The organism is Streptomyces sp. NPDC104106 (assembly GCF_055584345.1).
On record NZ_JBVJMF010000009.1, the window covers coordinates 325,373 to 347,466 of the forward strand.

Annotated in this window: 18 protein-coding genes; 4 read left to right on the forward strand and 14 right to left on the reverse strand. The window is 72.9% G+C overall.

What is annotated here, in order from left to right:
• Position 1 precedes the first annotated feature (1 nt).
• From ACZ60X_RS23150 to ACZ60X_RS23165, 4 genes are all read right to left on the reverse strand, one after another.
• Positions 2–1,555: a fibronectin type III domain-containing protein gene (locus ACZ60X_RS23150; protein ID WP_469601474.1), complete on the reverse strand. Its 1,554-nt coding sequence runs from the start codon at positions 1,553–1,555 to the stop codon at positions 2–4.
• A 61-nt stretch (positions 1,556–1,616) separates the two neighbouring features.
• The gene (locus ACZ60X_RS23155; protein WP_469601476.1) at positions 1,617–3,158 is read right to left on the reverse strand and encodes a lipopolysaccharide biosynthesis protein; all 1,542 of its coding nucleotides are present in this window, start codon (positions 3,156–3,158) and stop codon (positions 1,617–1,619) included.
• Positions 3,155–4,720: a hypothetical protein gene (locus ACZ60X_RS23160; RefSeq protein ID WP_469601479.1), complete on the reverse strand. Its 1,566-nt coding sequence runs from the start codon at positions 4,718–4,720 to the stop codon at positions 3,155–3,157. Before ACZ60X_RS23160 ends, ACZ60X_RS23155 begins: the two co-directional genes overlap by 4 nt.
• Positions 4,717–6,264, reverse strand: a complete 1,548-nt coding sequence (locus tag ACZ60X_RS23165; protein ID WP_469601482.1) for a hypothetical protein — start codon at positions 6,262–6,264, stop codon at positions 4,717–4,719. The genes ACZ60X_RS23160 and ACZ60X_RS23165 overlap by 4 nt, the downstream gene beginning before the upstream one ends.
• Before the next feature lie 119 nt (positions 6,265–6,383).
• On the opposite strand from ACZ60X_RS23165, the gene ACZ60X_RS23170 reads away from it, so the two are divergent.
• On the forward strand, positions 6,384–7,364 hold the full coding sequence (locus ACZ60X_RS23170) for an NAD-dependent epimerase/dehydratase family protein (protein WP_469601485.1): 981 nt from the start codon (positions 6,384–6,386) through the stop codon (positions 7,362–7,364).
• 28 nt (positions 7,365–7,392) lie between these two features.
• The gene (locus ACZ60X_RS23175) at positions 7,393–8,592 is read left to right on the forward strand and encodes a glycosyltransferase family 4 protein (protein WP_469601486.1); all 1,200 of its coding nucleotides are present in this window, start codon (positions 7,393–7,395) and stop codon (positions 8,590–8,592) included.
• 43 nt (positions 8,593–8,635) lie between these two features.
• Here ACZ60X_RS23175 and ACZ60X_RS23180 read toward each other — a convergent pair whose 3' ends face one another.
• Genes ACZ60X_RS23180 through ACZ60X_RS23190 form a run of 3 tightly spaced genes read right to left on the reverse strand, consistent with a single transcriptional unit; the run spans position 8,636 to position 11,759 of the window.
• Positions 8,636–9,763 carry a glycosyltransferase gene (locus tag ACZ60X_RS23180; RefSeq protein ID WP_469601488.1) on the reverse strand — a complete coding sequence of 376 codons (1,128 nt, stop codon included), beginning with the start codon at positions 9,761–9,763 and terminating at the stop codon, positions 8,636–8,638.
• Positions 9,760–10,344, reverse strand: coding sequence for an LbetaH domain-containing protein (locus tag ACZ60X_RS23185; RefSeq protein ID WP_469601491.1), 585 nt, complete (start codon positions 10,342–10,344; stop codon positions 9,760–9,762). Before ACZ60X_RS23185 ends, ACZ60X_RS23180 begins: the two co-directional genes overlap by 4 nt.
• A gap of 50 nt (positions 10,345–10,394) precedes the next feature.
• Positions 10,395–11,759 carry a sugar transferase gene (locus ACZ60X_RS23190; RefSeq protein WP_469601609.1) on the reverse strand — a complete coding sequence of 455 codons (1,365 nt, stop codon included), beginning with the start codon at positions 11,757–11,759 and terminating at the stop codon, positions 10,395–10,397.
• Between the two features lie 334 nt (positions 11,760–12,093).
• Between ACZ60X_RS23190 and ACZ60X_RS23195 the strand changes: the two genes are divergently transcribed.
• A complete protein-coding gene (locus ACZ60X_RS23195) occupies positions 12,094–12,966 on the forward strand; it encodes a beta-1,6-N-acetylglucosaminyltransferase (protein WP_469601494.1) in 873 nt (290 codons plus the stop codon).
• 84 nt (positions 12,967–13,050) lie between these two features.
• Here the strand turns inward: ACZ60X_RS23195 and ACZ60X_RS23200 are convergent, their stop codons facing one another.
• The 3 genes from ACZ60X_RS23200 to ACZ60X_RS23210 form a co-directional block, all read right to left on the reverse strand.
• Positions 13,051–13,563, reverse strand: a complete 513-nt coding sequence (locus ACZ60X_RS23200; RefSeq protein ID WP_469601496.1) for a hypothetical protein — start codon at positions 13,561–13,563, stop codon at positions 13,051–13,053.
• Between the two features lie 588 nt (positions 13,564–14,151).
• The gene (locus ACZ60X_RS23205) at positions 14,152–15,405 is read right to left on the reverse strand and encodes an FAD-dependent oxidoreductase (protein WP_469601499.1); all 1,254 of its coding nucleotides are present in this window, start codon (positions 15,403–15,405) and stop codon (positions 14,152–14,154) included.
• On the reverse strand, positions 15,405–16,760 hold the full coding sequence (locus ACZ60X_RS23210) for a carboxylate--amine ligase (RefSeq protein WP_469601502.1): 1,356 nt from the start codon (positions 16,758–16,760) through the stop codon (positions 15,405–15,407). The genes ACZ60X_RS23205 and ACZ60X_RS23210 overlap by 1 nt, the downstream gene beginning before the upstream one ends.
• A 199-nt stretch (positions 16,761–16,959) precedes the next feature.
• Here ACZ60X_RS23210 and ACZ60X_RS23215 point away from each other — a divergent pair, with 199 nt between their 5' ends.
• Positions 16,960–18,324: a glycoside hydrolase family 26 protein gene (locus ACZ60X_RS23215; protein WP_469601504.1), complete on the forward strand. Its 1,365-nt coding sequence runs from the start codon at positions 16,960–16,962 to the stop codon at positions 18,322–18,324.
• Here the strand turns inward: ACZ60X_RS23215 and ACZ60X_RS23220 are convergent.
• The 4 genes from ACZ60X_RS23220 to ACZ60X_RS23235 are packed head-to-tail and all read right to left on the reverse strand — an operon-like array spanning position 18,321 to position 22,064.
• Entirely contained in the window at positions 18,321–19,412 is a 1,092-nt protein-coding gene (locus ACZ60X_RS23220) for a GNAT family N-acetyltransferase (RefSeq protein WP_469601611.1), read from the reverse strand. The genes ACZ60X_RS23215 and ACZ60X_RS23220 overlap by 4 nt on opposite strands.
• Positions 19,413–19,468: 56 nt before the next feature.
• Positions 19,469–20,113, reverse strand: coding sequence for a YveK family protein (locus tag ACZ60X_RS23225; RefSeq protein WP_469601507.1), 645 nt, complete (start codon positions 20,111–20,113; stop codon positions 19,469–19,471).
• Positions 20,110–21,375 carry a glycosyltransferase gene (locus tag ACZ60X_RS23230; protein WP_469601509.1) on the reverse strand — a complete coding sequence of 422 codons (1,266 nt, stop codon included), beginning with the start codon at positions 21,373–21,375 and terminating at the stop codon, positions 20,110–20,112. Before ACZ60X_RS23230 ends, ACZ60X_RS23225 begins: the two co-directional genes overlap by 4 nt.
• Entirely contained in the window at positions 21,372–22,064 is a 693-nt protein-coding gene (locus tag ACZ60X_RS23235) for a polysaccharide deacetylase family protein (RefSeq protein WP_469601613.1), read from the reverse strand. The genes ACZ60X_RS23230 and ACZ60X_RS23235 overlap by 4 nt, the downstream gene beginning before the upstream one ends.
• Between the last annotated feature and the right edge of the window lie 30 nt (positions 22,065–22,094).

A 22,094-nucleotide genomic window follows, 5' to 3' on the forward strand; every position in this document is an offset into this window, starting at 1 on the left:
GTCAGCCTCCGGTCCTCGGGCCGGCGTGTGCGGGCACCGTCACGGACAGGGAGGGCGATCTCTGGGAGGTGCGGTTGCCGGCGGCGGTCACCTCGATGGCGTACCGGTGGCGCGTACCGGCGGGCACGGAGTCGGTGTAGCTCATCTGCGGAAGGTCCCAGGACGTGGAGGGGACGGTCTGCCGGGAGACGAGCTTTCCGTCCCGGTAGAGCCGGTAGGTCAAGGCCGCGGTGTTGCGGTCCCACGACGCGCGCCAGCCGAGGGTGACCCTTCCCGGGTTCGCGGCCAGCAGCGTCAGGGCGGGGGTCCGCGGCAGGCTCGTGGGGGCTGCGGTGCCGAAGCGGGTGAGTCCCTGCTGCGGCTGGTCGTTGACCCGGGTGAACTCGCCACCCACCCAGAGGATGCCCCGGGCCGTGGTCAGGGCGCGCGGGCCGACCCCCTCGCCGAGCCCGCCGTCGGTGTCGGGGAACCAGTGCAGGATGCGCCGGTCCGTGACCGACTGGGCCAGGAGAGTGTGGCGAACGCCCCGTTCGGGAAAGCCGCCGGGGGTCCGCGAGCAGTCGTGCGCGTGGGAGGCGCTGTAGAGGACGCCGTTGTAGGGCAGGACGGCCTGGGTGGCACCGAGGCAGGTGTCCTTCCACACCATGGTGTCGTCGCGGAGCCGGGCCGAGATACGTCCGTCGAAGACGCCGCCTCCGGTCCCTTCGGCGCCGATGTAGAAGTGAGAGCCGTCCTGTGCGATCGACTTGACCACCGAAGCGGTCGGCAGCCAGCCGGGATAGGTGTGGACCGTCGCCCCGGAGGTGATGTCCAGCGCGGCCAGGGAGTGGGCGGGCCGGCCGCCCACCGACCCGAAGTCACCTCCCACCAGGATCTCGCGTCGCGAGGGCACGGCCGACAGGGCGCGGACCGGAAGATCGATGCCGGCCTTGAAGGGCAGCAGGGAACCGCCCGGGGTCAGGGCGGCGACGCGGTTCCTGCTCCGGCCGTCCACCTGGTCGAAGTCACCGCCGAGGTACACCCCGCGGTCGGTGGTCTCGATGGCCCGCACGGTTGCGTTCACCGCGGGCCGGAAGTCCGTGCGCAGGGTGCAGTCGGCCGTGTTGACGGCCACGGCGTTCGCCACCCCGGTGGACCCGACGCGGCCGAAGGAGCCGCCCGCGTACAGCACCCGCCCGTCGGGGGAGGGCTTCATGGCCCGTACCGTGCCCGCCGCGTACGGGCCGGCACCGGAGGTGAAGGACAGGGCGCAGGGCAGCAGCCTTCCGGTCGCGGCGTCGAACGCGGCGAAGTTGTGCCGCCGGACCTCCCGGGTGCCCGCCGCGGCACCGGGCGGACGGACCGTGTCGAAGGAGCCCGCGGCGTAGACGACACCGCGGGCGTAGGCCAGGGACCAGACGATGCCGTCCGTCTGCCAGGTGGCCAGCGGGTCCGCGGTGAACGTCGCCGGTTCGTGGCCCCCGGCCGCGGCGGCGGGAGAGCCGAGCAGAGCGCCTGTGCAGATGAGGGCAGCGGCAGCCGGGCCCGTGACCGCCTTCGAACGGAGCTGACGCAAGGGGCACCTCAAAGGAAAGGGGGACGGGCAGGACGGGCGCGCCGATGCGGACGGTGCCGGCTCACGCGGGGCGACGGCGCAGCACCTGGACCAGCTCGCTCACACCCAGGGGCGTGCGATATCGCCACAAAAAAGTACCAAATGCCGACATTCCGAAAGTCAGACTGAGCGCGAGTCCTGACGGGGTGTCACCCGAGAGGACGCGCACGGCCGCCGGTACCACCGATACGGCCAGGCCGATACCGAGGGCGCGCGTGTACCCGGCGGCCACCGTGGTGAAGCCGAGCCGCAGCCGGACCAGCAGCGCGGCCGAGAGGTTCTCCACGACGATGGCCGCGCCCCAGGAGACGGCCGCGCCGAGGATGCCCCACCGGGGCACGGCGAGCACGCCCACGGTGAGCTGCACCGCGAACGCCGCGGCCGTGCAGGCCAGATGCCACGAGCTCTTGCCGGCCATGAGCAGCACGGTCTGCGCGTTGCCGACCGCGACATTGACCACGGCGGCGGCACACAGGATGACCAGGGCGGGTGCCCCCTTGGTGAACTCCGGTCCGAAGACGGTGAGGACGGTGCGGGGAAAGCCGGCGATGAGAACGAGCGGGGGCCAGGAGAAGAGGACGATCCAGCAGGTCGAGGTGCGGTGCAGGTGGCGGGCTTCGCTGACCTCGCCGACGGCGAGCAGCCGGCTGAGCTGGGGTGCGACGGACAGGCGGACGGCGAGCTGGAGGAGGGTGCCGGCGGTGACGACGCGGCCGATGGCGGTGTAGATGCCCGCCTCGGCGTCGGTGGCCAGTGCCGACAGCAGGATGACCCCCACCCAGACCGCGCTGATGTCGAAGACGGAGGAGACCGCGCGGGGTGCGGAGAAGGCCCAGAAGGCCCGCCAGGAGACGGGCTCCGCACCCCCTGGGGCCGTCATGGTGTGGTGGTGGGCCCGGCAGCGGTGCAGGCCCAGCCATGCGGCTGCGAGACCGGCCAGCGCCGGCAGCAGCCAGGCCGCCGCCAGGGACATCATCCGGGGAACCCAGCAGGCCACCGGCACCGCGATCAGGACCCGGAGCACGGGCTTGCCGATCTGCTCCACGGAGACGAACGGCACCACGGTGCCGTATCCCTGGGTGGCGCCGAGCAGCAGCAGGCTGACGGTGGCGGTGGGCAGGACCAGGCCGAAGAACCGGATCAGGGCGACCGCGTCGGCGCGGGGCAGATGCGGCAGGAGCGTCGTGGCCACCGCGGGGCACAGCAGGAGCACCGCGCCGGTCGCGGTGGCGGCTGCCGCCGCCGGGAGCACCGCCATGCGCAGCAAGGAGCCCACCGACCGGCCGCCGTTGAGAGCGAGGTCCCCGGGGATGAAGCGGACGAGCCCGGTGTCGGCGCCGAGCTTGCAGACGTTGCTGGCGATGGTGAACACGGCGACGCCCGTGAAGATCGCTCCGGCTCCCTGGGCTCCGGCCGCTCGGGTGATCAGGCCGACCAGCAGGAAGGCGAACACGGCGTTCGTGGCGGAACCCACCGCGCCCCACACCCCGCCCCGTGCGGCGGCGGCGACCGTGCTGCGGGCCGTGGCCCCGGTGGTGGGCGTGGCCGTCCCGGGCGCCGTCATCCTCGGGAAGCCGTGAGTGTGTCGTGCTGTCCCGCAGGCTGGGTGCCCGGCAGCACGCTCGCGGTCCGGGAACGGGGTTTCACACGGCGGAGCACGGCGGCACCGCGCCGCGCGCGTCCGGCGTCGACCACGGCGCCCAGCAGTCGTGCGCCGGAGCAACGGATCAGCTCGCCCGTCTGCCTGAGGTCGTCCCGGCGGGTGTCACGTCCGGTGACCACCACGACACCGCCGAAGTGCTGGGCCGCCACGAGCGCGTGCGGGTGCTCCAGCAGGGGCCTGCCGGCGATGACCGTGATGGGTGAGCAGGTGCCGGACGCCACCTGGTCCATCGCCTGGGGGACGTCGGTGTGCGCCGGCCGGCCGGTTCCGTCACCGGGGCAGAGGGTGAACCGTCCCGCAGAGCCCGCGTCGACAAGGACGCCCCCCTCGGGCCGGGAGGTCTCCGCTCCGGTGCGCTCTTCCGCCGGCACCAGCGGCAGGCGGGCCGCGAGACCGGGCGCGTCGGGGTCGGCGTCCACGAGCACGACCTCCCGTCCGCACTCCGCGAAGGCCGCGGCCAGGTTCGCAGCGACCGCCCCGGCGCTGTCGTCGGCCCGTGGCGCCACCACGAGGAGGCAGCCGCCGTCGATGAGCCCGGTGCGGAAGGCCACGGACCGGTAGGCCTGGGCCCGGGCGCCGTCCGCGCGGCCGACGGTCAGCAGCGCGTCGCCTGCGCGGGGGTCGTGGGGCAGGCTGCCCAGCACGGGCGCGTCCAGGGCGTCCCGGACCTCGCGGGCCGACCGTACCCGGCTGTCGAGGGCCGAGCACAGCCAGGCCAGCAGGATGCCCAGGACGGCACCGCCGGCCAGAGCGAGGACGGCCAGCGTGCCAGTCCCCGGACCCGTGGGCAGGGCGGGCGCCGTGCCTTCGCGGACGATGTCGCCACCGCTGGTGTCGCGGGAGCTGATCTCGGACACGCGCTTGCGCAGGCTGCCGATCTCGCTCTGCGCGGCGGAGGCGTCCGCGCTGTTGTCCGGGTTCTTCCCCGTCTGCCGGGCCAGCGCGGCGATCTGCGTTCTCATGCCGTCGACGGCGCGATGGAGCGCCGCCTCGTTGCGGCTCTTGCGGTCGGCGAGATAGGCCTCGGCGAAGGCGTTGGCGCCGCGGGCCGCGCGCTGGGGGGCACTCGCGCTGAACTCGAATCGGAGCACCTGGGACTTGGCCGGGTTGGTGACCCGGAGATGGTCCTGCAGGGCGGTTGCCCGGCTGTCGGGCTGTCCCAGGGCGTGCGCCGCTCGGACGGCGACGGCCGCGCTGGCGGCGATCTGCTGCTCCGTGCTCATACTGATCTGGTTGTCGACGGGCATGCTGACCGTGCCGAAGGGGTCGGCGCCGACGCGGACCAGAACGTCACTGGTGGAGCTGTAGGTGCCGGCGTCGTACAGCGCCATGGCCAGCCCGCCGAGCAGCCCCAGGGTGATTCCCAGCGCCATCGCCACCCGGTGGCGAAGGAGCAGGCGCAGTTGCTCACGGAGCTGGTCCGGTTCGCCGAAACGGTCGTCGAAGGGGACGGGACCGGTCACAGGTGGCCTCCTGGGTGAGGAAGTGAGGCGTGCGGGGCGGGGGCGGACAGGGCCGCCGGTGCGGTGGGTTCGGACACCCGACGCGTCGACGTGCTGATGAGCAGCGGAACGGTCATCATCAGCAGCATCGGGCCCGTGATGCCGAGCAGGCTTCCGCGCAGGAACATCAACTGGTAGAAGGCGAAGGCGGGGACCAGCAGAGCCGCCAGGGCGCCGCGGCGGTCCCGCAGGCGTTCCCGGGCCTCGTCCATGCGGCGTCCCGCCATGCCCAGCAGGCAGAACACGAGGGCCACGGCGGTCGGGCCGGCCCACAGATAGCTCTCGATCCACAGGGGCGCCGACAGGTTGAGGAAGTCGTAACCCGCGTACCGCGCCAGCGCGATACCGGTGTCGTCGGGTTTGTCCGGCCACACCGAGCGCGGCACCATGAAGAGGAGGGGGCCGAGTGCGGACCGGGGGGAAACCCCTTTTTCCCGCGCGTAGTCGAGGCCCGTCTGCACCTGCTGGAAGGCGTCGTAGTCGCCCTTGGCGGTGAACTGCTCGGCCATCGACACGACGGCGACCGTCTGCCGGTCGTCGTAGCGGAAGTAGTCGCTGTAGGGGAAGACGACGAGCACCGTGGCGAGAAGGGCGCCGGCGACCGCGCGCGAGGCCCGGGGGCGGCACAGCCGGTCCACGTTGAACAGCAGGGTCAGCAGCACCGTGCCGGCCCAGAACCTCGGTTTGCTGATCGGGTTGTTGACGACGATGTTCACGGCGACGAGCAGGGGCAGCAGCAGCCATCTCAGGCCGCGCAGCAGGCGGTCGCCGCCCGGCAGGCGTGGCAGGCGCAGCAGGCCCAACAGGCCCCAGAAGGCGGGCACGGACAGCGACCAGCTGCGCAGCGGCTGCAGGAAGGAGTCCGAGGAGTCGTTCAGGGCGCCGGTTTCGTGAACGGCCTGACGGCTGGTGAAGTAGGCGACGACTCCGCCCGGTTGCCCGGGAACCAGCAGTGCCGCGAGCGCCAGCGCGAGTCCGCACAGCAGCAGGACGCGCCAGGGCGCGAGGCGGCGGGCGAGCAGCCGTTCCAGCGCGCCGGGCCGGGTGACGCGGATGGCCGCCCTTCGGACGGCGAGGGCCGTTCCGGCGCTGTAGGCGAGCAGCCCCAGCTCGACGACCGCCACGGCCGCGAAGGAGGTTTCCCCGCCGGCCCGGTAAGGCCAGGGGTAGCTGTCCGAGGTGAGCTGCGCCAGGGGGGCCAGACCGAACCAGATGTAGGAGAACATCCAGAAGCCGAGAGCGACGAGCCGGACCCGGGGAGCGGTCAGCACGCGGGTGAGGGCGCCCCCGGTGTGCGCCACGACCACGCCCTGCAGCAGCAGGGCCGTCGGCACAGGTCCGTGGTGCGGCCGGAGTACCAGCACCGGCAGCATGACGATCAGCACCACGGCCCAGAGGCAGACCCCGGGCAGACTGCGGGCACGGGCGTCCCGCACCGGTACACCGGGGATTTCTGCGGTCGACGAGTGCGGCGAGTACGGCGAGCGCTTCGGCGGAAACCTCACCGGCAGATGTATAGCTGCCTCTATACCGCATACCGCACCAGGCGCGCCAATGCAGGGCAAATCAGACAAACCTCAATATTCTGGACTCCTCGCATCCCCCTTCACCCGAGGAGCTGTCCATGAACAAGCAGGTCGACGCCGTCGTTGCCGGTGGCGGGGGATTCATCGGCGGGCACCTTGTGGGCGCCCTGCTGGCCCGGGGATTGACGGTCCGTTGCATCGACGTCAAGCCCCGGCGCGAGTGGTACCAGGTCCACGGGGGCGCCGAGAACCTGACCGCGGACCTCTCGCTCCTGGACAGCGCGCGCGACGGCGTCCGGGGCGCTCGGTACGTGTACATGCTGGCCGCGGACATGGGGGGCATGGGCTTCATCGAGAACAACAAGGCCGCGTGCATGATGTCGGTGCTCACCAGCACCCACATGGTGCAGGCCGCGCGCGAGGCCGGCGTGGAGCGGTACTTCTACTCCTCCTCCGCCTGCGTGTACGCCGCCGGCAAGCAGACCGAACCCGAGGTCACCGCCCTCAAGGAGGAGGACGCCTATCCGGCGCAGCCGGAGGACGGCTACGGCTGGGAGAAGCTCTTCTCGGAGCGCATGTGCCGCCACTACGCGGAGGACTACGGCTTCGCCACCCGCGTCGCCCGCTACCACAACGTCTACGGCCCGCACGGTACGTGGGCCGGCGGCCGGGAGAAGGCCCCGGCCGCGGTGTGCCGCAAGGTGGCCGAGGCCGTGCTCTCCGGCGTCCACCGGATCGAGATCTGGGGCGACGGCCGGCAGACGCGTTCCTTCATGTACATCGACGACTGCCTCAAGGGCACACAGATGATCATGGAGGGGGACAGCGGCGTACCGGTCAACCTCGGCTCCTCGGAGCTGGTGACCATCAACCAGCTCGTCGACCTGGTCGAGCGGATCGCGGGCATCCGCTGCGAACGCAGCTACAAGTACGACGCTCCCCAGGGCGTACGCGGCCGCAACTCCGACAACACCCTGATCCGCGAGATCTACGGCTGGGAGCCGTCGGTCCCGCTGGCGGACGGCCTGGAGAGGACCTACGCCTGGGTCTACGACCAGGTGAAGCGTTCCCAGGGCTGAGGCACCGGTGCGAGGACACCACGAGCCGATGCGGATCTTCGTCCACGACTACAGCGGTCACCCCTTCCAGGCCCAGCTCAGCCGGGAGCTGGCCCGCCGCGGTCACGCAGTGGTCCACTCGACCTGTACGGCCTACCGCAGCGGCAAGGGCGATCTCGAGTCCGACGCCCCCGGCCTGCGCTTCGTCACCATCGGAGACCGCACGGTGCTGAAGAAGCAGGCCTATGTGCGCCGGCTCTTCCAGGAGAGCCGGCTGGGCGTCGAACTCACCCGGCAGGTGCGGCGTGCGAAGCCCGATGTGGCGCTGCTGTCCAATATGCCGATTCCCGTGCTCGTCGTGACCGCGGCAGTGCTGAAGCGGCTCCGCGTCCCCTGGGTGCTGTGGCACCAGGACGTCACCGCCGTCGCGCTCAAGAGCTTCGCCGCCGCGGAGGTCGCCGACGCGATGGGCGTCGCCGCGAAGGTCTTCGGTGCCGGCGAGAAGTGGGCGGCACGTCAGGCCTCGGCCATCGTGGTGATCGCCGACTCCTTCGTCGAGGTGCACCGGCAGTGGGGCACCGCCGGCAAGGTGAGCGTCATCCCCAACTGGGCACCGCTGGACGAGATCGTTCCCGTGGCCCGGGCCAATGCCTGGTCGGACGAACAGAACCTGAGCGGCGTGAAGACCCTCCTGTACGCCGGCACGCTGGGCCTGAAGCACAATCCCGTGCTCTTGGTGGAGCTGGTGGAGTGTCTGCGGCAGCGGGGCGAGCGCGTGCGTCTCGTGGTCGTCAACGAGGGCCCGGCCGTGCCCGTCCTCGAACGGGCCGCCGCCGCCCGCGGGGTCGAGGTGACGCTGCTGCCCTTCCAGCCCTACCGGCGGCTGCCCGAGGTACTGGGCACCGGCGACGTCCTGGTCGTTCTCCTCGAAGGCGACGCCGGGATGTTCTCGGTCCCGTCGAAGACCCTGTCGTACCTGTGCGCCGGGCGCCCGGTGCTCGGCCTGATGCCTGCCGAGAACCTGGCCGCTCAGCTGCTTCAGCAGGCCGGCTCGGCGGTCTTCCCGCCGGCGGAGGCGTCGCTGGAGGACGCCGCCCGCTGGGTCCAGGAGGTCCTGTCCGACCCGGAACACGCCGCGTCGCTGGGCAAGCGGAGCCGGGTCCTGGCCGAGCGGGAGTTCGCCCTGGAGGGGTCCGCCTCCCGCTTCGAGGACATTCTCAAGGCGGTGGCCGGCGCCTCGGTGCCCTGAGCACCCGGCCGACCCCCCCGCTGAGCGCCCGGCGGGGGCACCCTCACCTCTGTCGTGCGCGATCCCGGTAGAGGCCCTCCAACCGGTCCACCACCGCGCCGATGGAGAAGACCTCCCTGATCGCCCGGCGCCCGGCGTCGGCCAGTCGGCGGCGCAGAGCTTCGTCGCCCAGCAGCCGGCTCACCGCCTCGGCCAGGGCTTCCGGGCTGTCGTCGGTGATCAGCGCCGCCTGCCTGCTCGCCAGTTCCTCCGCGATGCCGCAGCTGTCCGTGCACACCACGGGGGTTCCTTCGGCCAGTGCTTCCAGAACCGTCATGCCGAACGGCTCGTTCACGCTGGGCAGGACGTAGACGGTGGCCTGGCGATAGGCCTCCAGCGCCGCGGAGTGCTCCAGCGCGCCGCCGTAATGGACGACGCCGGTCAGCCCGCGGTCGGCGATGAGCTGATTCACCTGCCGCAGCGATCCCTCGTCCGTTCCGTGGAGGGTGAAGCGCGCCTGGGGGATCTCCTTGTGGACAAGGGCGGCCATCTCCACGAACGCCTCGGGGCGTTTGCGCGGGTGGATCCGGGCGAGGAAGAGCACGTGCTGGCCGCCGCGCGGCCGCTCGTCCGTCACCTGACGGGGCGGGGGCATGCCGTTGCCCAGCATCATCAGAGGCGGAGCCTTGGGGCTCAGAACCGCGGTCAGGGCCTGCCGCTCCTCCTCGGTGAGTACGAGGCAGCAACGTGCTCGCCGGAGCAAGGGGACGTAGACGCGGTCGAAGACGCGCGCGGTGACGCCGGTACGGGGCTCCACCATGCCGTGTGTCTGGACGACGAAATCGGTGCGCCGCAGCCGGGCGACGACGAGTGCGGCCAGGGACACGAGGTCCCGTCCCGCATGCAGGTGAACGGCGTCGGCGCGTCCCATGGCACGCCAGAGATCGCACAGCAGCAAGGGGTGCATGAGACCGAGATATCCCTGGCCCGGAACGACGGTCCGGGCACGGCGGGAGACGAACGGGACGGCGCCGATGCGTCGGGGCGCGGGCGTCCGGCCCCGCCACAACCCCACCAGCTCCACGTCGTGACCGCGTGCGGCCAGCTCCTGGAGTTGGGTGACCGCCACGCTCGGCGGGCCTCCGAAGGCCGCGCCCTCGCTGACGAGCGTGACGACCTGGACCACTCTCATGGCCTGATTCCTCTCATGGATTCGGACGGAGACGTCCCCCTCGGAGCACCGCCGGGCGTGAGGACCAGGCCCGGGGCGAGGTCCTGGTGCGCCACGGCGCCGGCGCCGACCACGGCGCCCTGGCCGATGGTGACGCCTCGCAGTACGATCGCCCGGGCCGCGACCCAACTGCCCGGCTCCAGACGGATGGGACCGTTGTCGAACTCGAATGTGGCGGAACGGCGGAGATGGCTGCCCGTGCACAGCAGCGCGCTCTGCGAGACGCAGGCGTCGCTGCCGATCGTGACAGGTTCGAGGTTGAGGATCCAGGCGCACTCGCCGATCCACACGTCGTCGCCGACATCCAGCTTCCACGGCCAGTGCACCCGCACTCCGTGCCGGATCAGCACCCGCTCTCCGATGCGGGCGCCGAAGGCCCGCAGCAGCACCGGACGCCAGCGGGCCGGGAACCACCACTTGACGAAGACGAGGTGGAGGACCGCGAACCAGGCGGCCTGGACGAGCAGGGGCCGCCCCTTGTCGTATCCGGCACCGGTGAAGCCGCGCAGCGACCACGTGGCCCGGACTGTGCGCTGTGCCATGACGCTGTGCCTTTCCCGCAGGGCCGCGACGGCCGGAGCAAGCGGTGTGATCAGTAGGCGCCCTGGCCGTTCAGTACCGCGCGCACGGTGCGGGCCATCACGGTGACGTCTCCTGCCAGGGACCAGTTGTCGATGTAGCGCAGATCGAGCGCGACCGTCTCGTTCCAGGAGAGGTTCGCCCGTCCGCTCACCTGCCACAGCCCCGTCAGACCCGGTTTGACGGTGAGCCGGCGCCTCTCCACCAGGTTGTACTTGTCGACCTCTTCGGGCAGCGGGGGGCGCGGTCCGACCAGTGACATGTGGCCGAGCAGGACGTTGAGCAGTTGGGGCAGCTCATCGAGCGAGTACCGGCGCAGGAAGCGTCCGACGGGCGTGACCCGTGGGTCACGGCGCATCTTGAACATGTGCCCGTCGTTCTCGTTCACCTCTGACAGCTGGCTCTTGAGCCGGTCGGCACCGACCACCATCGTGCGGAACTTCAACATGGAGAAGTGCCTGTTGTGCAGGCCCACACGGGTCTGCCGGTAGAGGGCGGGGCCGGGTGAGCCGAGCCGCACCGACAGCCCCACGAGGAGAAGCAGGGGGGAGAGGAGGACGATCAGCAGCAGCGCACCCACTCGGTCCACGACGGCCTTGAACAGCGCCGGAACGTCGTGGCGCGAGGGCGGCGCGACGATGTGCAGCATCGTCAGCCCGGCGGCGGAGGTGGCCCGGAGGCGACGTCGGGCGACGTCGACGACGCCGGGCAGCACGACGAGCGGGCAGCCCCGGTCGTGCAGCGCCCAGGACAGTCGGCGCAGTCGCTCGCCGGACATGGGGCGGCTCACCGCCACGAAGGTCAGATCGGCGGCCAGTTCGTCCACGGCGCCCAGTACGGCCGCCGCGTCCGTCTCCGGTGTCCGGGGTGCTTCGCCGGCCAGCCGTACGCACACGGCGACGCCCGAGGAGACCGGGTCCTCGCCCACCGCACAGGCGCCGACGATGACGTATCCGTGGTCGGTGCGCTGGGCGAGCTGCGCGACCACGGCGTCGACCAGAGGGCCCTCACCGACGACGAGGACGCGGCGCAGTGTGCGGGCGTCCCGCCAGGCGGCCCGCAGATGACGGCGGATCATCCCCTGACAGGTCGCGGTGAGGACCAGCGCGGGCAGGAGTGCGGTGAAGGCCTCGACGGGGACGCTGTTCAGCCCGCACAGCACGCGGAGCGTGGCCAGGGCGCCGACCAGCACCAGCCAGTCCCTCAGGACGTCCCGCAGTCCGACCCCGTCGGTCCAGACCCCGGACGCGTAGCGTTTTCCCGCCAGCCCGATCAGCGGCCACAACACGGCGGCGGCAGCCGCCAGTCGCAGCGGGTGCGGCTCCCGGACGTGGATGATCGCCGCCGCGACCGGCAGCGCCGCGCCGGCCAGATCCACGAAGACGGAGAGCGGGCGGTACCAGCGCGCGCGCGTGCCCTCGCGGTGAACGGTCTTGCGGGGCGGGGAGAAGGACGCCTGCCCGGACATCGCGTTGGTGGACCGCCCCATGGCTCTCCTTAGTAGCCTCAGTCGCTCATCGGCCACTACTTATATCAGTCAAACTTCATAAAACCATGTCTTTCCGTACATTGATCCGCTTTGTGGTAGCCCGTGCGACACGGGGCCGGCAGGGGTCGCCAAATCACAACGAACAGATCGAATGCGTATAGTTCGGGCAAAGGGTGGGGAACGGTGCGCTGGCGATCGCAGCGAGACCCGGGAGGAGAGAAGGATGCCGGTATTCGCCGTGCTCGCCCACACCGAGCCCGAGCTGTTCGCCCGGCTGGTCGAGAGGCTGGCGCCTTACCCCGTGGTCGTCCACGTGGACGCCCGGTCGCGAGGTGACGACTTCGCGGGAGTGCCCCGCACCACGTGCGTCCGCGACCGGGTCGCTGTCCGATGGGGAGGTTTCTCGGTCGTCCGCGCGATGCTGGCCCTGTACCGCACGGCGCTGGAGTTCGCGCAACCGTCCGATCACATCGTCCTGCTGTCCGGGCAGTGCTATCCCGCCCGGCCGGTGGCCGAGTTCGCCGACCATCTCGCTACGGCCCCGTTCCGCCAGCACTGCCGGACGGCACCGCTGCTCGACGGCGCGGCTGCCGAGGGCCGAGTCCTCAAGCGGTGGTGTTTCGACGCTCTCCCCATCGGACCGGGCCCGGCCTACCTCGCCCGCGCCATGCTGCGGAGGGGGATCTCGGAGTTGACCCCCCGGCGCAGGCGTTCGGTGTTCGGTGACGTCGAGCCGGTGTCGGGGAGCCAGTGGACGGCGCTGACCGCCGACTGTGTCGCGGACCTTCTGGGCAAGGCCGAGGACCCCCGCTGGGAGAACCTGTTCCGCACGACGCTCGCACCGGACGAGATGTTCTTCCACACGCTTCTGTGGAACAGCGGCTGGCGGGCCGAGGTGGAGGATCCGGTACTCCGGCCGAGGGCCGGCCGCATCACCTCCGACTTCACCAACTTCCACTACCTGGACCGAATGCTCAAGGGCACCCGGACACTCGCCGATCTCCCGTCCATCGAAGCCTCCCGGATGTACTTCGTCCGCAAGGTCGCCTCAGCGCAGTCGGCGGAACTGCTCGACGCCCTCGACAGACGAACGTGACCTGATGTCCGCCGGGACGAAAAGGGGACGGCGACGGAAGGGAAGCGGCGGGTGCCGGACGCGAGGCGTCCGGCACCCGGTTGGCTACTTCTGTGACGCGGCCCGGCGGCCCCGCCGGTACAGGACGGTTCCGGCGGCCAGCAGGCCCCCGCTGGCGGCCAGGGCTGCGAAGGTCCCCTCCGCGCCGGTGCGAGCCAGCTCGGGAGGCTTGGGTGCCGGCGGCGGAGTGTGGTGGTCCGGGTGATGAACCGGCGGGGTCTGGTGGCGCTCCGGTGGCGCGGGCGGCTTCGGTGCGGGCTCTTCCTCGCCGTAGCTTCCGGAGGAGGGCTGGGGGCTCGGCTCGTCGTCGCCGTAGCTTCCGGAGGAGGGCTGGGGGCTCGGCTCGTCGTCGCCGTAGCCTCCGGAGGAGAACCGGGGACTCGGCTTCGCCGTGTGGGTGGACGGGACGCGGCCGGGGGAATCGTCGGCGGTGTCAGCCGAGGCCGAGGACTCCTCTCCCATCCCGCGCACCATCTGCGTCGCGCCTTCCGCGTGCTCGGTGGCCCGCATGACGCTCGCCTCACCCGGGATGTCCCACTGATCCGTGTTTCCGGACATCGAAGCGAATGAGTCGGCCCCTGCCACCCGCGGACCGGAGTCCGCGAATGCCCATGAGCCGCACAGAGTCAGGGCGCTTGTCGTGGCGGCCGCCACGACCAATCCCTTGCTCAGGGTCTGTCGCACTCTCTTGTCTTTCCTCTCGGAAGCATTCGGAAGCCGGCCCCCGGAGCCAGAGAAGGGGATGCTCCGCAGCGGGCCGTCGGGTGTTGTTCCGCGCGGTCGTCGCAGGGGCGTATGTCGCTCGGATATGCCGCCCGTTCACACGTGCCACGACGTGCAGACTGTGAACGAGGTATGGAGCCCGCAAGAAACTCGGATGCGTGAAATGCCGGGGGAATTCACCCGATTGCCCGCGCGGCACGGCAGCCGCAAGTCGTTGATCGTCGAGGCGTCCGCGCAGGCCGGCAGGATACCTGCGGGTACGGCGGCGGCGAGTCCGCGCCACGACGCCACCGGCCCTTCCGCACACGGCTCCTGTACCGGCGCGGCCGGGCCCGCTTCCCGCCGGCGGCACGCCGGGTGCCGGAGCCGGCCGCCCGGCACCCGGCCCGCGCCAGGGCGAACCCGCGGCCGGCCGGCGGTCCGTCACGGCAACGGCGCCTGAAGGGCAAGCGCGGTCGCCGCCGCCGACGGCACCTGCGGCGGTGCGCCCCGCAACCGGCGCCGTACCCCGCGTACCAGCGTGCCCGCCGTGAACGTCGCGCCGTGCACGAAGCGCATCGCCGGGCCGAAGCCCGCGGCCGTGATCAGACCGGCCAGGAACAGTCCGGGGTACGACGACTCGAACTCCGGCCCCACCTCCGGCGCCCCGTCGGCGCCCGTCGCCAGCAGCGACCGCAGCTCGGGGGAGAGCAGCAGCAGCCGGTCCCGGGTGGCCCGGAATCCGGTCGCCGCGATCACATGCCCGGTGTGCAGGGACCGGGCCTCGGCGCCGGGGCCCGCGAGCTGCAGGCGCACCCCGTCCGGCACCTCACGGGCCGTCACGATCTCCCGGCCGAGCAGCACCTCCACCCGGCGCTCCACCCGCTCGCGCACCCACCAGGCGCCCGCCGGGCCGAGCGCGTCCGCCGCGATCCGGGTCCGCGTCCGCTCCGGCAGCCGCCGGTACAGGCCGGGCCGCTCGGCGTAGAACCAGTTGCGCCAGCCGGGCCCGAGGCCGCTGTGCGGGGCGCGGGCCGAGCGCCACCAGGGGCGCTCCCAGGGCGGCGGTACGTCGTTCCAGCGCAGCCGGTCCGCACGGGCCAGCACCCGTACCCGGGTGCCCTGTTCGGCGAGGAGCGCGGCGGTCTCCAGGGCGGCCTGGCCACCGCCGACGACGGTGACGTCCCGGCCGCGGAAGCGGTCGAGGGCGGCGTGGTGGCTGCTGTGCGAGACCAGCGCCGGGGGCAGGTGCCGCAGGGGCCCCGGGATCTCGGTGAACGGCAGCACGCCCACGGCCAGCGCGACGGTCCGCGCGGTGAGCGTCTCACCGTCCTCGGTGACGGCCTCGAAGCCGCCCGCGCACGGCGACAGCCGGGTCACGGTCCGCTCGTCGACCGGAGGAACGGCGTTGCGCGCGAACCACAGTCCGTACTCGGCGAACACGTCCAGCGGGAGCGGCTCGGCGTGCCGGGCCGCGATGCCCCGGAAGGCGCAGAAGACGTCGAGCCGCAGGCGGCCTTCGGGATCCGAGAGGTTGGAGGCCCAGGGCTCCGACTTGAGGAACATGCCGCGGGGCATGTGGTCGCGCCAGGCCGCCATGGGCCGGCCGAGCACGCGGACGCTCAGCCCGGCCGCCGCGGCGTGCGACGCGATGGACAGCCCGTACGGGCCGGCGCCCACCACCAACAGGTCGTACATCAGCAACCGCTCGCTTTCTCGTCCTCACGGAAGTCGTCGGTGACGTGGGTGATCTCGGCGAGGCCGGAGGCGCTCGCCTGGTGCACCAAGCGCGGTGCGGCGACCGGGACCGGCGCCCGTGCCGCAGCCGGTGCCGTGGCTGGTGCGGTCGTCGGTGCGGGGGAGGTGAGGTGGCGCAGGCGGCTGGTGACCGGGCTCGCGAGGCGGCCGGCGGCGTGGCGGCTCCACAGCGCCCACATCGCCCGGCCCGGCGCCGGGTCGTCCGCCGCGTGCCAGGCCAGCTCCCGGCCCGCCGGCGCGGGCCGCAGCCCGGTCAGCGGGGCGTAGTTCTCCACCACGAACCGCCGCCCGGCGAGCGGCCTGCCCGCCGGCAGCGGACGGTGGGTCAGATCCAGGTGCAGCGCGCGTACGACGTCCAGGCCGGCGCTGTCGGTGAACAGCCGGAACTGGGCGCCGGGGCGCGGGTTGAAGTCCAGCAGGTGGTAGCGGCCGGTGCTGCCGCAGCGGCGGAAGTCCAGGTCGAAGATTCCCCGGTAGCCCAGTTCGAGGGTGAGCCGCTCGGCCAGCGCCGTGATCTGCGGGTTGGGCGTCCACTGGCCGACCGCGGTCAGACCCGCGCCGCGCGGCCAGGCGAGCTGCTTGCGGCCGGGGCCGCCCGCCCGGACGGCGCCGGTGCGGTCGGCGTACCCGTGGCAGAACCAGTCGCGGTCCGGGCCCGGCGGCAGGAACGTCTGGAGCAGCAGCGTGCTGCCCGCCTCGGCGCTGCGCAGGAACAGCTCCCGGGCCTCGCGCGCCGAGCGCACCAGTACGGTCGAGCGCAGCCCGCTGCCGGCCGGCACCAGCCAGGGCCGGCTCCACTTGGCCACCAGCGGCAGCCCCAGCCGCCACGCGGCCGCCGCCGCGTCCTCGGCGCTGTCCGGGACCAGGGTCACCGGGTGCGGGACGTCCGCGGCGGCGCACAGTTCGGCCAGCTCGGCCTTGTCGGCGACGCGTTCGGGCAGCGCGCCGGGCTGCTGCGGCAGCAGATAGGCGGGCGCCAGCTCCTCGCGCAGCCGGCCGGCCGCGATGGCGCTCGCGTCGTCCAGCGGGATCAGCACCGCCGGACGCGCCAGGTGGGCCGAGACCCGGAGCAGGGTGGCGGCGATGTCGGCGGGGGAGGCGCCGGGGCGCGGTGGGGGATGCAGGCGGCGCACGAAACGCGACGTGCCTACGGGGCTTCGGGTGGAGTCGGCGACGACATGCACTTCCACTCCGGCCCTGCCGAGCGAGCGCACGGCGCCCAGAGTGCCGTGGTGGAAGGGATTCCGGTCGATCCGCAGCAGGACCGCGGGAACCCGGATGTCCAGCAGTGACACGGGTGTTCTTCCCTCTCCTCGTTCGCCCGTGCGGGGGTTCGGGCAACCTGAAAGCCGTAACCGCACTGGCGGAACTCATATTGATATGACTGGGTGTCAGTGACGGGGAATGCGGAGCGCGGAATGCGGGACGCGGAGACCGGAAGTCCCGAACCGGAGCGCGGGCGGGTGGAACAGGCGAGTGGAGAAAGGAGCGGGCATGGACGCGGAACAGAGCGGGACCCGGAACCGGCGGCCGGCCGTGGCCCTGGTGGCGGCCGTCGTGTCGGCCGTCATGGCGGTCGGCACCGGACACGCTGCGGGCCCGGTACCGGCCACGCCGGCCCCGACGACCCCGGCACCGGTCCCGACCCCGACCCCGCCCGCCGTGCCGGGCACGGTGTCGACCGCGGTGACCCCGGCACCGGTGACCCCGGCACCGGTGACTGCGACCCCGGTGACTGCGACCCCGGTGACTCCGGCGCCGGCGGTATCGGTATCGGTGTCCGCATCCGCATCCGCGTCCGCCAAGGTGCCCGGCGTGCCGCCCTTCGGGGCGTTCCTCGACTCGGGGCCGCGCGGGATCGCACGGATGGCCGAGCTGAGCCACTGGCTGGGCGGGACGGAGCTGAAGGTCGCCCACACCTATCTCCCCGGCGACCGCTGGCGGGACATCGAGGGTCCGCCCGGTTTCCTGGACGTGTGGGCGCGCTGGCGGCGCGGCAAGGCCGACCGCACGCTCGTCCTCAACGTGCCCATGCAGCAGCACAACGAGGATCACCTCTCCGACGCCCAGGTGCGGTGGCTGCTGCGGAAGGGCACGGCCGGCGCGTTCGACGGGCACTTCAGGGCGCTGGCCGAGCGGCTGGTGCAGCTGAAGGTGCCGGACACGGTGATCGTGCTCGGCTGGGAGATGAACGGCACCACGTACACCCATCGCTGCGGACCGGACCCGAAGAGCTGGAAGACGTACTGGAACAGGATCGTCACCACCATGCGTGCCGTGCCGGGGCAGAAGTTCCGGTTCGATTTCACGCCGAGCCGTGGCCGGGACGCGGTGCCCTGGACCCAGTGCTATCCGGGGGACCGTACGGTCGACATCATCGGTATGGATTCCTACGATCAGCCGACAGGGATGTCCTTCGATGAACAGGTGAAAGAACCCTACGGCCTGCAACAGCATGTGGATTTCGCGAAATCCCACGGCAAACCTATTTCCTACCCGGAATGGGGACTCTTCCGCAACGGTGACAACGCCGAATACATGAAACGCATGCTCGCCTGGTTCGCCGAGCACAAGCCGGTCTACAACACGCTGACCGACTACTGCCCGCACGGCGTGTGGCAGTGCGCGGCCAACCCCAGGTCCTCGCGGATCTACCACACCGCCCTGTACGGCCTCCCCGACACACCCACGCCGACTCCCACCCCCACGCCGACCCCGACACCCGTCCCGGTGCCGAAGCCGAGCCCGTCCACCGAGCCGCCGGCCGGCTGCTCGCCGCTCGACCTCGGCGACTGGGTCGAGTACTGGCTCGGCGGGAAGCTCTGCATCCGCTTCGACTGGTGGTCGCGGACCCGTTAGTCCTGCCCGCGCTCCCGCCATCCGCGCAGCACCTCCCTGCCCCGCTGCCGGGCCGTCGCGTCGCACAGGGCGGCGGTCAGCAGCGGGGCCGTGCGGTGACGGGCCATCAGCAGACGCCGGTTGGCGACCGGTTCGGGGCGCCAGTGGCGTTTGTACGGCTCGTCGCCGCGCAGCAGGCTCAGCGCGCCGCGCCCGGTCACCTGCTCCGCGCACGCGTCCAGCAGCATCACGGCCACGTCCGCCTTGCGGGCGCGCACGTCCGGATGGGCGCCGTAGAGATATCCGCCGGCGAGGCTGCGCGAGAGCAGGGTCAGGTCGACGGCCACGACGTCGCCGTCGATCCGGAACTCGGTGACCACCGCGCCGCCCTGGCGGACCATCGGGCCGACCGCGCGCACCAGATGGGTGTGGAAGCGGGGCCGCAGGTGCTCGGTCGTCACCCTGCGGCCCTGCCACTGCAGCCGGTGCAGCTCCAGCAGCCGGCCGAGCGCCGTGTCCACCTCCTCCGGGCCGACCGCCCGCCGCCGCACGCCCAGCGCGTCCAGCTTGCGCAGCTTCGCCCGGACCCGCTGCTGGGCCTTGTTCGACGGCAGCCGGGCCACCAGTTCGGCCATGGGGACGGCGGGCAGCTCCAGGCAGAGGGAGTCCCGCACGGCGCGGTGCGGGCCGGGCCAGCGGCCGTAGATCCGCTCGACCGCCGCGCCGGGGCGCACCTCGCGGAAGTCGATCAGCGCCGTGCGGGCGGCGTCCGCCAGGGACGTGGTGAGCGCGAGCGCCGCGCGACCGTCGTCGGCGTCGTCGAGCAGGACGTCCGCGTAGTCGGAGATCGCGCCGCCGAGCGGCACCAGCGCGGGCAGCGGCCGGTGAACGAGCATCAGCGGCGCGGCGGCCAGCAGGTCGTCGCCCGCGCGCACCACCAGCAGCCGCAGCCGGCCCGGGCGGCCGTACGCCAGCCACCACGAGTGCAGCCAGGCGTGGCTCTGGAACGGGGTCGCCGCGGCGCACCGCTCGTACAGCCGCCCCCACGCCGGCGCCAGAGCGGCGAAGCCGGCCTCGTCGGTGACGACTTCGGTGACCGGACGGGGGATGGCAGCGGGGGCGGGGGCCGCCGTGGCGGGTGTGGCGCGCCCACTTTCCGTGGCCGTCACCGGGCGCCGTGCGCGTCGGCGGCGACGGCCGGTCCGGGCACCGGGGCCGGGCGCGCGGTGTCCTCCTCCGGCCGGCGCCGCGGCCGTACGAGCAGCGCCAGCGCGCCGAGCAGCCCGCCCGCGCTCGCCCCGACCAGCCCGGTGACCTCGGCGGAGGCGGAGGCGGGCGCGGACGGCTTGACGGCACGGGAGAACTGCAGGAGGTCGACGTGTGTCTCGGCCTTGGCGTGGTCGGCGTGCTGCATGAGCGCGCGGGCCACCGCGTTGGCCATGTCGGCGGACTCGGCCGGGCGGGCGGAGGTGGCGGAGATCGACACCATCGGGGCGTCCGGCGAGGTAGCGGCGCGCACGCCGTCGCGCAGGGTGCGCACCGGCACCCCGGCCCACATCTGGGCGTCGGCGAGCACCGCGAGCTGGGTGGCGACCCGGCCGTAGGCCTGCGCGAAGCCGAGGGCGGAGGCGGTGTCGGACCGGTCGGTGGGCACGGCGATGACATAGCTGGTCGCCGTGTACTGCGGGGTCTTCAGCTCGCCGTACGCGCCGCCGAGCAGCCCGCCCGTGAGGACCCCGGCCGCCACCAGCGACCAGGGCGGGAGCGCGCGGAGGCGGCCGAGACGGGCGAGGCGGTGGTGGTCGGTCATGAGGGCTCTGCTCCCTGCTCGACGGGGACGGTGACGGGGGCGGTGACGGGGATGGGAACGGTCGTGGGGGCGAAGGCGGGGGCGGGGACGTGCGGGGGTGCGAGCGCCGCGGCGTAGACGTCCATGAGCCGGGCGGCGGCGCGGGTGACGCAGTAGTGGCGGGCGGCCTCGGGCACCGTGCGCGGAGCCGGTCCGGCGGCCCGGACGGCGGCCAGGGCGCGGGCGTAGGCACCGGCGTCGCACGGGAGGCGCAGCGCGCCCGGAGCGGCCTCGGGCGGCAGGTCGTCCAGGGCCGGGCAGGAGGTGTAGCGCACCGGCAGCCCGGCCGCCAGCGCCTCCACGACCGCCAGCCCGAACGCCTCCTCCGGCGACGGCGCGGCGAGCACGTCCATCGCCGAGGCCAGCGCGGGCAGGTCCGGGCCGGACTGCGCGGGGAGGCGTGGCTGTGACGATGCGAGCGGGTGCGGGTGCGGGACGGGCGAGTCGCCGGTGGCGTACGGCCGCTCGCCCGCGAACAGCACCCGATCGGCCACTCCCGCCGCCCGCGCGGCCCGCCGCAGCGCGGATTCCTCCGGACCGGCGCCGATCAGCAACAGACGGCAGTCGGACGGCAGTTGACCGAGGGCCTGGATCAGGACGTCGAAGCGTTTGCCGGGGGCGAGACGGCCGACGGCGCCGATGACGAACGCGTCGGGGGCCAGGCCGAGTCGGTCGCGGGTGTGCCGCCGGGCCGCGGGGTCGTGGGCGAACCGCGCCAGGTCGATGCCGTTGGGCACGACCGTGACGCGCGGTGCGGGAACGCCCCAGCGGGTGAGGCGCGCGGCGACCGTGGGGGAGACGGCGACGGTGGTCCGGCCGAGCCGCTCGCCCAGCAGGTACAGCCCGCGCACCCCCGCCGTGAGCGGTCTGCCCTCCGTCTGCGTCTCGCCCAGGGAGTGCTCCGTGGCGACGACCGCGCGGACCCCGGCCAGCCGGGCGGCGATCCGGCCGTACAGACAGGCCCGGTACAGATGGGTGTGCACGAGGTCGTAGCGGCCCCGCCGGATGATCCGGGCGAGCCGGGGCAGGGCGGTCAGGTCGCGGTTGCCGGCCATGCCGAGGTGGGTCACCCGCACCCCGTCGGCCGCCAGAGCGGCGGCCACCGGACCGGGGTTGGTCAGCGTCACCACGTCGCAGGCGACCGGCAAGTGCCGCAGCAGCAGGCGCAGTTGCTGCTCGGCTCCGCCGACGCCGAGGCCCGTGATGACGTGCAGCACCCTCATCGCAGCCCCTCGACGGGGCGGCGGCGCAGCCGGTGCAGCCGGTACTTCAGGAACAGCCGTACGGCGCTGTCGTTCTGCCCGACGTGCACGCGCGGCAGGACGTGCGGGCCGCTGAGCGGGCCGGGGTCGATGGCGCAGGCGTAGCCGTACCCGGCCGTGCGCACGGCTTCCACGGCGCGCCGGTCGACCGTGCCGTACGGGTAGCAGAAACCGCTGACCTCGCTCCCGGTCAACTCCTCCAGCGCCGCCCTGCTTTCGGCGGTCTCGTCCCGCAGCCGCGCGTCGTCGGCGCGGGTGAGGTCCACGTGGGTGAGGCCGTGCGAGCCGATCTCCACGCCGGCGGCGGCGGCCCGCCGGATCCCGGTCGCGGTCAGCAGCGGCTTGCGCGGGCCGAGCGGGTCCCAGGCGTTGACACCGCCGAGCCGGCCGGGCAGCACGAACAGGGTGGCCGTGCATCCCCAACGGCGAAGGACCGGAAGGGCGTTGACGACGAAGTCGGCGTATCCGTCGTCGAAGGTGAGGCCGACCAGGCCCCGCCCCTCGCCCCGCGCGCGGGCGGCGAGCAGCTCGGCCACGGACACGCCCCGCAGCCCCCGCCGACGCAGCCAGCGCAGCTGCCGCTCCAGCCGGCCGGGGGTGACCGTGACGCGGTACGGGTCGTCGGAGCAGTCGCCGACGGAGTGGTACATGGCGATCCAGGGCACCGGGCCGGGTCTGGA